Origin of the sequence: Gordonia malaquae (assembly GCF_037148075.1) — a bacterium.
Lineage (GTDB): Bacteria > Actinomycetota > Actinomycetes > Mycobacteriales > Mycobacteriaceae > Gordonia > Gordonia malaquae.
In genome coordinates, this window is sequence record NZ_JBBCUB010000006.1 from 118,153 (window position 1) to 130,643 (window position 12,491).

Genomic DNA, 12,491 nt, shown 5'->3' on the forward strand with positions numbered 1-12,491 from the left:
AGCGTTTTTCATGAAGGAGTCACCTCAAGTGGGTCAGGTCACCGCCACCGCAACAGTTCAGATCGCCGCACCCGTGGACGCCGTGTCCGCGGCACTCGCCGACTACGCATCGGTTCGCGCCGAGCTCCTCCCATCCAACTACCGCGACTACACCGTCGTCGAGGGCGGCGTCGGTGCAGGCACCGTTGTGCACTGGATTCTGCAGGCCACCGAGAAGCGTTCGCGCGACGTCCTCGCCGACGTGACCGTCACGGGCGACACCATCACCGAGACCGACCGCAACTCGACGATGGTGACCACCTACCGCGTGACTGCGGCGGGTGTGGGCTCGCAGGTCGAGACCACCACGTCGTGGAAGGGCGCCGGAGGGATCGGCGGCTTCTTCGAGCGCACGTTCGCGCCCAAGGGTCTGAACCGCATCCAGAACGAGCTGCTGGGCAATCTGAAGACTCGCCTCGAGAAGTGAGTCGCAGGGGACGTCGCCGGACGAAACCGCTGGCCGCCCGGGACGGCGTCGACGCCACCCGGGTGGTTCTGCGTACCTACGACGTCCCTCGCAGCGTCGCCGAGACGTTGCTGCTGACGCCCTCGTTGAGTTATTGGACTCGCGACGACCTGGAAAGACGCGCCGCCGCGGGGGAGATCGTCGATGTCGACGGGGCGCCTGTGGATCTGACGCAGATCGTCAGCAGGCCGGTTCCCGTCTACCTCTACCGCGATCTGCCGGATGAGCACGAGGTCCCGTTCGACATGCCGGTCCTGCATGTCGACGATCGGCTGATCGTCGTGGACAAGCCGCACTACCTCGCGACGATGCCGCGCGGCTCGCATGTCACACAGACCGCGCTCGTCCGGCTTCGTCGCGAGTTCGGCGACGATGTCGCGCCCGTTCATCGGCTCGACCGGTTGACTGCGGGGGTTCTGCTCTTCACCCGCAGGCCGGACGTGCGGGCCGCGTACCAGGATCTCTTCGCATCGAGACGGGTGACGAAGGAGTATCGGGCGCTCGCGAACGCCGATGCTGCGCTCGTCGACGGCGTCCGCATCGAGAACCGCATCGAGAAGAACGCCGGTGACCTTCGTGCTCGTGTCGTGCCGGGCGAGATCAACGCGGTCAGCGACATCAATCTGGTCGAGACTCGAGAGTCGGGGTTCGGTCTCTACCGCCTTCGACCGTCGACCGGACGGACTCATCAACTCCGCCTCCACATGGCCGGACTCGGGGTGCCCATCGTCGACGACCCGCTCTACCCGGTCGTCGATCGGGAGCGGGTCGACGCCGCAGTCGACGACTTCACCAGGCCGCTTCGGCTCCTCGCATACTCCGTGACATTCGACGACCCTTTCACCGGGGCGTCGAGGCACTTCGAGAGTGGCCTGTCACTGGAATCGCACGTCGGTAGCATCGGCTGATGGCGATCATCGGGAGTTACGAGCGACATCCGGACCTCGGATGTGAGGCCGTCGTGTTCCTCGACGAGGAGTCGGATGCGTGCGTGCAACTTCAACGTGATCTGCCGGGCGGGCCGAGGTCTGCGGAGTACTGCCTGACCACGGGCGCGAGTGCGCCCGTCTACGACGCGGTCGCCCAGTGGCGCCGCGTCGGGGACCGGTTCGAGTTCGCTCTGATCCCCAGGGCGGCACGGCTGTTCGGCGACGAGGTGATCTCGTTCGACGTCGTCACCGACGGTGACGTGAGCGTCGACCAACTCGCCGAGCATGTGGAGCGACTGCTCCGCTGACCGCAGCGACTATCCTGGACTCCGTGACTGACGCATTCGATCCCAGCGCCCTCTTCGGTGGCGGCGGCGGAGACAACCCGATGGCCGGACTTCTCGCGCAGGCGCAGGAGATGCAGGCCAAGCTCGTGGCGGCGCAGGACGAGATCGCGAACACCACCGTGACAGGCCAGGCGGGAAACGGCCTCGTCACGGTGACCGGAACCGGAACTGGCGAGGTGACCGGCGTCGAGATCAAGCGCGACGTCATCGATCCGGACGACATCGAGACCCTGCAGGACCTGCTCGTCGGCGCACTCGCCGATCTGGCGCACAATCGTGACGCCGTCACCGCAGAGAAGATGGGCCCGCTGGCGGGCGGCCTGCCCGGACTGGGCTGAGCGGACCTCATGTACGAAGGACCCATTCAGGATCTGATCGACCAGTTGGCGAAACTGCCCGGACTGGGTCCGAAGGGCGCGCAGCGCATCGCATTTCATCTGTTGGCGGGTGAGAACGCCGAGATCGATCGACTCACCGCCGCCCTCGGCAAAGTCCGCGACGACGTGACCTTCTGCGCCGAATGCGGCAACATCGCCGCCGACCGCCTCTGCCGGATCTGCGCGGACGCGCGACGCGACGCGACCAAGATCTGCGTCGTCGAGGAGCCGAAGGACATCTACGCGATCGAGCGGACTCGAGAGTTCGACGGTCGCTATCACGTGCTGGGCGGGGCGCTCGATCCGTTGTCGGGCGTCGGCCCGGATCAGCTCCGCATTCGTGAACTGCTCAAACGGCTCGCGGAGCAGTCGGACGGCTCGGTCGTCAGCGAGATCATCGTCGCCACCGACCCGAACACCGAAGGCGAGGCGACGGCGACGTATTTGCTGCGCATGCTGAAGGACTTTCCCGGACTGTCGGTGACGCGTCTCGCGTCCGGCCTGCCGATGGGCGGCGACCTTGAGTTCGCCGACGAACTGACGCTCGGCCGCGCGTTGTCCGGACGTCGCGTGCTGGTCTGATGGATTGGGCGCGTCTCGCCGACGAGGTCGCGGTCCGCGACGGTCTCACCGAGGGCATGATCGCGATCGACGGTCGTTCCGGTTCAGGCAAGAGCACGTTCGGCGCCGAACTGGTGCGTGCGCTCGCCGACCGTGGACGGTCGAGTGTGCTGGTCAGCACCGACGACTTCGCGACGTGGGATCAGCCTGCAGCGTGGTGGCCGGAGATGGAACGCGACGTCATCCGCGCCTTCGAGCGACGCCACGACTACGTCTATCACCCGCGGATCTGGGTGGACGGGGCACCGCAGGTCGGCCCGTCGGTGTGGCTCCGCTGGAAACCGATCCTGATCATCGAGGGAGTCACGTCGGCGCGGCGCACCGTGTTCGATCGACTCACCGCCGCCTACTGGATCGACGGCCCGTCCGCGGCAGAGCGTCTCGAGCGGACCGTCGCACGGGACGGCGAAGCCAGCCGGGCGCACCTCGCGGCGTGGCAGCAGTTCGAGGACGGCTGGTTCGCCGTCGACGAGACGCGGGACCGGTGCCGGGTGCTCGGCTCAGCCGAGCTCTGATCGATCCGCCGGACAGCCGCACGTCTGGCCGATCCGCAGCGTCACCCCGGACACACATTCGTCGACGTCTTTGAACTCGAGGGCGTCGAGTGCACGGTCGACCACCGCGTCGACAGGAAGGACCGCTGTGGTCGGCACCGGTTCTCGGTACGCGGAATCGGGGCCGTCGAACGATGCGAGCGCGATGTCGTGCGGGATGGCCAGGCCTGCGTCGGTGATCGCACGGATCGTGGCGTCGGTCTGACCGAGCGTTCCGGGGACGATGGCGTCGGGCCTGGTCTCGGACACAAGCAGGTCCCGAACAGCGCGGTAGGCCGAGGGCGCAGTCAGGTCTGTCGGAGCCACGGTCACCGATAGCCCGCTCATGATCAGACCGTCGAGCCGCTGCGCGACCGTCTCGCGGTCCCCGCGCCCGGCGACGGCGTCGTCGACGCCTCCGATGAAAGCCGCGGTCGAGAGCTGATGGATTCGGGTGAGGTGCTCGCCGACGAGTCGGCCCGCGAGCCGGTGGTCAGCCGAGACGACTGGTCTGTCCGCCGAGCCGCGCATGCTGTGCGTCCACACGACGGGCACGTGACTGCGGCGACAGAGGTCTGCGGTCGCTTCCACGGCGACCGAACCGACGACGATCAAGCCGTCGACACCGACCTGGGTGAACGATCGCGCGAACTCCAGCTCGCGGTCGGCGTCGAAGCCGGTGCTGCCGATGAGTGTGAGGTTTCCACGGGCGCGTCCCGCCGACTCGAAGCGCTGTGCGTACGCGGCGAACAACGGCATCGCCAGGTCGGGGACGAGCAGCCCGACCTGCTGCCATCGGCGAGGCCGTCGCAAAGCCTGCGCGCGGCGATCCGGTCGGTAGTCGAGGCTCTCGAGTGCAGCCGTCACTTTCGCCCGCAGCGGCGCCGACACCGGTCGCGGGCCGTCGTTGATCACGTAACTGACAACGGCCGTCGACGTTCCCGCGACTCTCGCGACGTCTGCGAGGGTTGGCCGCTTCAGCGCCTTCTCCGGTGGTGTCGTCACTTGAGCTCCTCGTCTGCCTCGCGCAATGATGCCCGCTCCGGACGCTCGGGTGCGCTTTGAAATCACTCTGATTCTGACCACGTGTATCGCTCCAGGTCAAACCTAATCTAATCGATTAGAACAACAACGAAGGGACAGCCGCATCATGGCGATCGCGACACTCACCGGGGTCACACACCTCGAGCCTGCACTGGTCCACGACAGCTACGTGCTGTTCACCGGAGCCGACACGATCACGCGACTCATCGATCTCAACGGAGACGTCGTCCACGAATGGCCATACGCCGGAGTGCCGCCGCGCATCCTCGATCCGACGATCAACGGCGGGCGTGTCGGAGATGTCGGCGTGCAGCTCAGTTCGAGCGGCGACGCACGTGGCGGCATCTACGCCAACGGAAGTGTGGGGCGGCTCGACTGGGATGGCGATGTGCGTTGGGAATGGGGCCCTCAGGCTCCGAGTGGGGCTGCCAGGCAGAACCACGACTGGGAGCAACTGCCGAGCGGGAACTGGCTCGTTCTCGTCACCGTGCCACGAGTGGTTCCGGGTCTGGGGCACAAGACCGTCGGCGACCAGGGACTCTATGAAGTCGATCCGACGGGTGCCGTCGTGTGGCAGTGGCTCGCAGGTGACCATCTTGATCAGTTCGGATTCTCCGACGCCGGGCGCGCGGCGATCGCCGCAACCGTCGACCGCGACCCCGACGATCCGTGGGGCTACCTGGAGATGAACAGTGCGAAGACACTCGGTCCGAACAAGTGGCACGACGCCGATCCGGACGGCCCGTTCCACCCCGACAACGTGCTGGTCAGCTTCCGAAAGGCGAACGTCGTCGCGCTGATCGACAAGCGGACCGGCGACGTCGTCTGGCGTCTCGGGCCCTACTTCGACGCGGTTTCCGGAGCGCAGCATCAGCGGATCAACACGCATGCCCTCCCGCGTCCGCTCGACCAGATCTCCGGGCAGCACAACCCGCATCTCATCGCCGACGGCCTGCCGGGTGCAGGCAACATCCTGATCTTCGACAACCAGGGAGGTGCGGGCTATCCGGCTGCATCCCTGGGTATCTATGCGGGATCCCGTGTCCTCGAAGTGGATCCGACGACCAGGGAGATCATCTGGCAGTACACGGCGGAAGACTCCGGACGGCCGACCTGGGAGTTCTTCAGTTCGTTCGTCAGCAATGCGCAACGACTCCCCAATGGCAACACCCTCATCACCGAAGGCATGCGCGGTCGACTCTTCCAAGTGACGCCCGCCGGCGCGATCGTTTGGGAGTACCACAGCCCGTTCATCGGCCACGGCGTGGCGGGAGAGCCGGAGGTGGACACGCCTCGAGTGAGCGGCGTCGATCGTCTCAGCCGGACCAGACTCGTGTATCGCTCGCAGGCTGTTCCCTTCGAGTGGACGCCCGTCGACACTCGCCCGGCGTTGCGACCGGTGGACGGGACGACCGTCCGATGACCGCACTCACAGCGATTGCGCGTCGCGAGACCGTGCGTCGCACGGTGCCGTCCGGAGTGCGACGCGCGCTCGCCTCGGCGGCGTGGGTCGTCGCCGGACTCGCGGGCGTCGTCGTCGTGTGGTCCGTCGTCTCGGCAGCCGACGTCTTCCCGCGTGCGCTGTTCCCGAGCGTTCCCGAGATCGTCGCAGCCGGTCGAGACCTGTGGAAGGAGGGGCTGCTGTTCGACGATCTGTCGTCGAGCCTGCAGCGAGCTGCCGCCGGCTTCCTGGTCGGCGGGACGAGCGGGCTCCTGGTCGCCGTCGTCACCGCCACGACGACGCTCGGCCGAAACCTGCTGCAGCCCGTCCTGCGAGTGCTGTCGCCGATCCCGACGATCGGGCTGATTCCCCTTGTCATCCTGTGGTTCGGGCTGGGGGAGAGCAGCAAGATCCTGGTGATCAGCGTCGGCGTGTTCGTTCCGGTGTGGATCAACGCCCACGCCGGGATCGCCTCCACTCCACGCGAGTACCTCCTCGCCGCGCGGTGCCTCGGCGCATCACGACTGCACACGCTCCGCCGGGTGATCCTCCCCGAAGCCGCACCAGACATCGTCGCCGGACTTCGCGTCGGCGCGGCGATGGCGTTCGTGCTGATCGTCGTCGCGGAGATGACCGGCACCACGTCGGGCATCGGTTACCGAATCTCGCAGGCTCAACTGTTCTCGCAGGCCGACCGCCTCATCGTGTGCCTGCTGATCCTCGGCGTGATCGGCGCCCTGTGCGACGTCGCGATCGCCGCGGCGACCGCGCCGCTCACCCATTGGTCCACTCAGGAGCGTTGACATGACCATCACCACCCGCGACTTGACTGTTCGCTTTCCCGGCACGACCCGTGCCGCGTTGCACGAGGTCGATCTGACCGTCCCCGACGGCTCGTTCACCGCGCTCGTCGGCGCATCCGGAAGCGGCAAGTCGACGTTGCTTCATGCGGTCGCGGGCCTGCAGTCTCCGACCGCAGGTTCTGTGCTCGACAACGGACAACAAGTTGCGGGCCCCGACCCGCGACGTGGCATGGCGTTTCAGCGAGACGTGTTGTTTCCGTGGATGAGCGTGGCCGACAACATCGAGTTCGCGCTCATCGCCGGCGACGTGCAGCGTTCCGAACGCGGTCGGCGCATCGCGGAACTCCTCGACGTCGTCGGGCTCGCTCCCGACGTCGGTCGGCAGCGTCCGTCTGAACTGTCCGGCGGAATGCGCCAGCGCGCGGGCATCGCCCGGATGCTCGCCGGCGACCCCGACGTCTTGCTGATGGACGAACCGTTCGCCGCGCTCGACGCGCTGACTCGGCTCCGCATGCAGGATCTGATCCTCGACCTGTGGGCGCGGTCGGGCCGAACCGTCGTGTTCGTCACCCACGACGTCGACGAGGCAGTGCGCCTCGCCGACACCATCGTCGTCCTGCACCGCGGCCGGATCATCGAACGCATCGACAACCCGGTGCCCAGACCCCGCCCGGCTGACGTCCTCGCCGATCTGCCCGGCTACCTCGACACCAGACGCACCCTTCATCACCTGCTCGGCGTCGCCGACCACGTCTGAACCCCACAAGAGAAAGAACTCCCATGACCATTCGTCTCCCCCACCGAGTCCTCGCCGCGGCCGTCGTCGCATTGAGCGCGACGGGAATGCTCGCCGCCTGCTCGTCCGTCGACGACGACCCCGCCACCCTCACCGTCGGATTCGTCGTCGACCCCTCGTGGGCGCAGGTCCCCGTCGCCGCCGACACCGGACTGTTCACCGCGCAGGGCCTGACGGTGAAGGTCGTCAACTTCTCGTCTGGAGTGGAGGCGTTGCAGGCGGCCGTCGCAGGACAGGTGGACGTGACGACCGCGGCCGACGTGCCGACCGCTGCCGCGCTCGCGAAGTCGAATGACATCAAGGTGGTCGGCGACGGCGCGCGCTGGGCAGGGTCTCGGATCGTCGCCCGCAAGCAGTCCGGAATCGCCACCGTCGCCGATCTTGCAGGCAAGCGGATCGGCACTCCGATCGGCACGAGTGCCGGGTACTTCGCGTCGAACGTACTCGACCGGGCGAGGATCGACGCCGAACTCGTGCAGGTGGCGCCGTCGGCGGTCGTCACCGCGATCACCCGCGGCGACGTCGACGCGGTCTCGATCTTCCAGCCGTACCAGGCGCAGTCGATCCAGGCGCTCGGTTCAGAGGCCGTGGTACTCGACGGCGGCGACTACCGACAGCGCAGTCTCTACCTCGCGACTACACAGGCGATCAACGGGAAACGCGACGCACTCACCAAGTTCTTCCAAGCGATCAGCGACGCCGGGCGCAAGCTGGTCGCCCGCGATCCGGCGGCTCTCGACGCCGTCGCCACCGCCACGAATCTTGATGAGAAGCTGCTGGCGACCGTGCTTCCCGAGTTCGACTTCACCCTCCAACTCGGCGACCTGCCGGTGAAGATGCGTGAACTCGGTGAATGGGGCAAGGCCCAGGGCAAAATCGACAAGGGCACCGACCTCCCCGACTACAGCGCCGCCATCGACCCCGGGTTCCTCCCGACGACGTGACTCGTCGCGGACGTGGCGAAGGTCAGCGTCCTGCTGCGAGACGTTCCCGGCGGAGTCGGTCGACCTGGGGGAGGTCGAGAGGAGCGAGCTCGGTTCCGGTGGCCTTCGCCAGCAGGTAGTCCGCGAGTTCCGGGTTCCGCGCGAGGAGTGGGCCGTGCATGTAGGTGGCGAGAACGCTGCCCTGCACAACGCCTTCGACGGGTTCGCCGCCGCCGTTGCCGACGCCGTGCTTGACCCGGCCGAGGGGCTTCGCTGCCTGCCCGAGCGTCGTCCCGCCGCGATGGTTCTCGAACCCCGACAGCGGTTGCGTGAGACCGTCGAGCAGTGGATCGGTGATGAGTTCGCCGATCGCCCTGACTTCCTGAGGTGACGTCGTCAGATCGAGCATGCTGATGCCCGACACGCGCTCGCCCGCCGACGTCTCGTACCAGTGGCCGAGTACCTGAATGGCTGCGCAGATCGCGAGGACGGGCGTGCCCTTCTCCGCTGCGCGCTGCAGGCCGGGATGCTCGGCGAGGTGCCGGGTGGCGATGCGCTGCGCGGCGTCCTCGGCGCCACCGAGCGTGTAGACGTCGAGCGAGTCGGGGACGTCGTCGTCCAGCGTGAGCTCCACGATCTCGGCGTCCAACCCGCGCATGCGCGCACGTTGGCGAAAGATCAGCGCGTTGCCGCCGTCGCCGTAGGTGCCCATCACGTCGGGCAGGACCAGACCGATCCGCAGAGTCGACTCGCTCATCACTTCTCCTCGACCGTCGTAGCAGCGCCGGCCCTGTTCATCGCGATCGCGAGGTCGCGGAACGCCGTGTAATTGGCAAGGACCTCGACTCGGCCCGGCGGGCAGGACCGGATCGCGGCCAACGGATCGTCGACGACGGTGTGCTCGGCACCGGCGTACAACAAGCGCACCGACAGATCCGCTGCCCGTTCACCTGCCGCGATGACCTTCGTGTTCTCGAACTCTTCGAAACGCACGTCCCAGAGCCACGAGAGGTCCTCACCGTCGGGGACCTGGCCGTTCACCGCGATCACCAGACTGTCGGCGTCTGGGTCAATCATCGACAGTGCCTCCTGCCAGCCGGCGGGGTTCTTGGCGAGCAGCGTGCGGACGCGGTGATCGCCGAGACGCTGAACTCCGTACCGGCCCGCGATCTCGCCGACCGTCCCGACCGCCTTCGTGGCGGCAGCGGGATCAGCGCCCATGGCGACGGCCGTCGCGATCGCCTGTGTCGCGTTGCCGCGGTTCGCGCGGCCGGGCACGTTCAGTGTGAGGGGAGCGGTGAAACCGTCGGGACCGTAGACGTTGTCGTCGTCGAACCACCAGTCGGGCGTCGGCCTGCGGAACGACGGCGCGCCGCTCGAGTACCAGTCGCCGTCGCGTCGGATGATCGGTTCGCCCGACCGTGGGCAGCCGACGGAGTCGCCGACCCACGCCGCGCCGGCGGCCACCCACACGACGTTCTTGCCGTCGTATGCGGCCGACGTCACGAGGACGTCGTCGCAGTTCGCGACAACCGTCGACTCCGGGTGCGCATCAACAGCGCCGCGCAGGCGGCGTTCGATCACGTTGATTTCGCCGACCCGGTCGAGCTGATCGCGCGACAGGTTCAGCATCGTGATCACCGCGGGAGAGGTGCTGTCGGCGACGTTCGGCACGTGCAGCTCGTCCACCTCGAGGGCTGCGAGCAGTGCGGGCCGGTGCAGCGTCAACGTCGCGATGATGCCCGCGTCCATGTTCGCGCCGTCCTCCTGCGTCGCGACGTCACCGATGGTGGCGAGCGCGGCAGCAGTCATACGCGTGGTGGTCGACTTGCCGTTGGTCCCGGTGATCAACGCCGTCTTCTTGCCTGCAGCGAGGCGAGCCATGATCTTCGGGTCGATCTTCTCGGCGATCAGACCACCGATCATCGATCCCTTGCCGCGACCTGCGGTGCGCGACGCCCAGCGGGCTGACGCCGCGGCCGCGAGGGCGGTACGGGTGCGAATCGGGAGGCGAGGGGCATCCGGCATACCGTCGAGTTTCCCACACCCGCCGGTCTCGACAGTCTGCGCTCGCTGTGAGCGTCGTGACAGGATCGTGGCGGGAGGAGTTTCGTGAGGATGACGTCGAACGCGGTATGGCGACTCTGCCATTTTGTCGTGGCGTTGTCGGCGCCGTGGCTGACCATCGCGATCTACTGGAACACTGCAGGGCCTTCGAGCATGGAGGAGGACGCCCGGCTGTCGGCGACGATCACCTTCGGCGCGGGGGTCGTGGCTCTCGGCCTGGCGTGCAATGCGGCTGTGCTGCGTCGACGAGGGGCCAGTGGCGGGGCCACGTGGACCTTTGTAGTCGCATGGCTGATGGTTGCCGGACTCTCGTTTGTGCTGGCACGCATGCTGACCGATCCAGCGGTATGCGCCGAGGCACAGTTATGTCTTCCTGGCCTGGTGTTCTTCATGCCAGGGCTTCCCGTTGCGATGTTTCTGACCCTGGCGCTGATCGTTTCTGGTGGGCTTCACGGCGTGCTCGGACGCTCGGCGCCGCCAGTCGATGGGATCGACGATGCGGATGCGCCGAGCGTTGGCGAGGGATAGGCACCACGAGACTCCTCAATCGTCATACGATCGGACTACTCGTCCGTCTCTCGAAGGGTGCACATGAACGTCTCCGGCCCCACCTCTGACGCAGGCGCGACATCTGACGACCAGGGGACCGGACACGGAGTGGTTCGCATCGCCTCCGTCGCCGCCTTGGGTGGACTGCTGTTCGGCTATGAGACATCCGTCATCAACGGGGCGACTAAGGCGCTTGAAGAAGACTTCGCGATCAACTCCGGTGCACTCGGTTTCGCCGTCGCCTCTGCGCTTCTCGGAGCAGCAGCAGGCGCCTTGACCGCGGGTCGGATCGCCGACCGGATCGGTCGTCTGATGGTGATGAAGATTGCCGCAGTGCTGTTCGTCCTCAGTGCTGTCGGCTGTGCCTTTGCGCCGTCCAGCTGGGGAACGGGCGGGCTGGTGCTCTTCATCGTGTTCCGCGTCGTCGGGGGATTCGCGGTCGGCGTCGCGTCGGTGATCGCGCCCGCCTACATCGCGGAGACGTCGCCTGCGGGTATCCGGGGCAGGCTCGGCTCCCTGCAGCAACTCGCGATCGTACTCGGCATCTTCCTGTCGTTCTTGGTCAACCTCGCGCTGCGCAACATCGCCGGCGGTGCGAACGAAGTGCTGTGGCTCGGCATGGACGCCTGGCGGTGGATGTTCCTGATGATGGCTGTGCCCGCGATCCTCTACGGAGTGCTGTCGGGCACCATTCCGGAATCACCGCGCTACTTGATCTCGCAGCAACGACTTCCCGAAGCACGTGCCGTGCTCGAACGGCTTCTCGGTGCACGCGATCTCGAACTCACCATCGACCGCATCCGGGCGAGCATGAACAGCGAGAAGAAGCCGTCTTGGCGCGACCTCAAACGCCCGGCGGGTGGGATCTACCCGGTGGTCTGGATCGGTCTCCTGCTGTCGGTCTTTCAGCAGGCGGTCGGGATCAACGTGGTGTTCTACTACTCGAACGTGCTGTGGGAGGCCGCGGGCTTCGACGAGAGTCAGGCGTTCCTCACGTCCACGATCACCTCGGTCATCAACATCGCGACGACACTCGTCGCGATCGCCCTCGTCGATCGGGTGGGGCGTCGGCCACTGCTTCTCGTCGGCTCGGTCGGAATGACGGTGACGCTCGCCGCTGTGGCGGTGTGCTTCGGTCAGCTCACCGACAAGACCGAGAACGGTCAGGTGGTGATGAAGGACGGCGAGGCGGTGCAGACTCTGCCGGGCGCGTGGGGTGTCGTCGCGCTCATCGCCGCGAACGGCTTCGTCGTCTTCTTCGGCATGAGCTGGGGGCCGATGGTGTGGGTTCTGCTCGGTGAGATGTTCCCGAACAGGTTCCGCGCTGCGGCGCTGTCGGTCGCAGCGGCTGGACAATGGGCCGCGAATTGGGTGATCACCATGACCTTCCCAGCGATCAAGGACTTCAGTCTGACCTTCGGCTACTTCATGTACGCGGCGTTCGCCTTCTTGTCATTCCTCTTCGTGGCCAAGTTCGTACCGGAGACGAAAGGACGGTCGCTGGAGGACATGGATCGTCTCGCCGGAGTGACCGACGACGCATAGTGACAACGGTT

The 12,491-nt window shown here is 66.8% G+C and carries 15 protein-coding genes; 12 read left to right on the forward strand and 3 right to left on the reverse strand.

The features are described from left to right. The first annotated feature begins 28 nt into the window (after positions 1–28). From WFK36_RS19245 to WFK36_RS19270, 6 genes are all read left to right on the forward strand, one after another. On the forward strand, positions 29–466 hold the full coding sequence (locus WFK36_RS19245; RefSeq protein ID WP_336793783.1) for an SRPBCC family protein: 438 nt from the start codon (positions 29–31) through the stop codon (positions 464–466). 62 nt (positions 467–528) lie between these two features. Next, a complete protein-coding gene (locus tag WFK36_RS19250; RefSeq protein ID WP_336793784.1) occupies positions 529–1,413 on the forward strand; it encodes a pseudouridine synthase in 885 nt (294 codons plus the stop codon). Then, positions 1,413–1,742, forward strand: a complete 330-nt coding sequence (locus WFK36_RS19255) for a hypothetical protein (protein ID WP_336793602.1) — start codon at positions 1,413–1,415, stop codon at positions 1,740–1,742. Before WFK36_RS19250 ends, WFK36_RS19255 begins: the two co-directional genes overlap by 1 nt. A 23-nt stretch (positions 1,743–1,765) precedes the next feature. Further along, positions 1,766–2,119 (forward strand): YbaB/EbfC family nucleoid-associated protein, encoded by a 354-nt coding sequence (locus tag WFK36_RS19260; RefSeq protein WP_336793603.1) that lies wholly within the window; start codon positions 1,766–1,768, stop codon positions 2,117–2,119. 9 nt (positions 2,120–2,128) lie between these two features. Continuing rightward, the gene (recR, locus tag WFK36_RS19265; RefSeq protein WP_008377235.1) at positions 2,129–2,740 is read left to right on the forward strand and encodes a recombination mediator RecR; all 612 of its coding nucleotides are present in this window, start codon (positions 2,129–2,131) and stop codon (positions 2,738–2,740) included. Then, the gene (locus WFK36_RS19270; RefSeq protein ID WP_336793605.1) at positions 2,740–3,294 is read left to right on the forward strand and encodes a uridine kinase family protein; all 555 of its coding nucleotides are present in this window, start codon (positions 2,740–2,742) and stop codon (positions 3,292–3,294) included. Before recR ends, WFK36_RS19270 begins: the two co-directional genes overlap by 1 nt. Here the strand turns inward: WFK36_RS19270 and WFK36_RS19275 are convergent. Further along, positions 3,280–4,317, reverse strand: a complete 1,038-nt coding sequence (locus WFK36_RS19275) for a LacI family DNA-binding transcriptional regulator (protein WP_336793607.1) — start codon at positions 4,315–4,317, stop codon at positions 3,280–3,282. The two genes, WFK36_RS19270 and WFK36_RS19275, sit on opposite strands and share 15 nt — an antisense overlap. Before the next feature lie 145 nt (positions 4,318–4,462). Between WFK36_RS19275 and WFK36_RS19280 the strand changes: the two genes are divergently transcribed. The 4 genes from WFK36_RS19280 to WFK36_RS19295 are packed head-to-tail and all read left to right on the forward strand — an operon-like array spanning position 4,463 to position 8,340. After that, positions 4,463–5,779, forward strand: a complete 1,317-nt coding sequence (locus WFK36_RS19280) for an aryl-sulfate sulfotransferase (RefSeq protein WP_336793608.1) — start codon at positions 4,463–4,465, stop codon at positions 5,777–5,779. Beyond that, complete coding sequence (locus WFK36_RS19285; protein WP_336793610.1) at positions 5,776–6,600, forward strand: ABC transporter permease; 825 nt, start codon at positions 5,776–5,778, stop codon at positions 6,598–6,600. The genes WFK36_RS19280 and WFK36_RS19285 overlap by 4 nt, the downstream gene beginning before the upstream one ends. A gap of 1 nt (position 6,601) precedes the next feature. After that, positions 6,602–7,357, forward strand: coding sequence for an ABC transporter ATP-binding protein (locus tag WFK36_RS19290; RefSeq protein WP_336793612.1), 756 nt, complete (start codon positions 6,602–6,604; stop codon positions 7,355–7,357). A 23-nt stretch (positions 7,358–7,380) separates the two neighbouring features. Next, the gene (locus WFK36_RS19295) at positions 7,381–8,340 is read left to right on the forward strand and encodes an ABC transporter substrate-binding protein (RefSeq protein ID WP_336793615.1); all 960 of its coding nucleotides are present in this window, start codon (positions 7,381–7,383) and stop codon (positions 8,338–8,340) included. Between the two features lie 22 nt (positions 8,341–8,362). On the opposite strand, the gene WFK36_RS19300 is transcribed toward WFK36_RS19295, so the two are convergent. Then, positions 8,363–9,076 carry a type 1 glutamine amidotransferase gene (locus WFK36_RS19300; RefSeq protein WP_336793617.1) on the reverse strand — a complete coding sequence of 238 codons (714 nt, stop codon included), beginning with the start codon at positions 9,074–9,076 and terminating at the stop codon, positions 8,363–8,365. Further along, positions 9,076–10,347, reverse strand: a complete 1,272-nt coding sequence (locus WFK36_RS19305) for a MurT ligase domain-containing protein (protein ID WP_336793618.1) — start codon at positions 10,345–10,347, stop codon at positions 9,076–9,078. Before WFK36_RS19305 ends, WFK36_RS19300 begins: the two co-directional genes overlap by 1 nt. A gap of 90 nt (positions 10,348–10,437) precedes the next feature. On the opposite strand from WFK36_RS19305, the gene WFK36_RS19310 reads away from it, so the two are divergent. Then, positions 10,438–10,914: a hypothetical protein gene (locus WFK36_RS19310; protein ID WP_336793619.1), complete on the forward strand. Its 477-nt coding sequence runs from the start codon at positions 10,438–10,440 to the stop codon at positions 10,912–10,914. A 63-nt stretch (positions 10,915–10,977) separates the two neighbouring features. Next, positions 10,978–12,480: a sugar porter family MFS transporter gene (locus WFK36_RS19315; protein ID WP_336793620.1), complete on the forward strand. Its 1,503-nt coding sequence runs from the start codon at positions 10,978–10,980 to the stop codon at positions 12,478–12,480. Positions 12,481–12,491 lie beyond the last annotated feature (11 nt).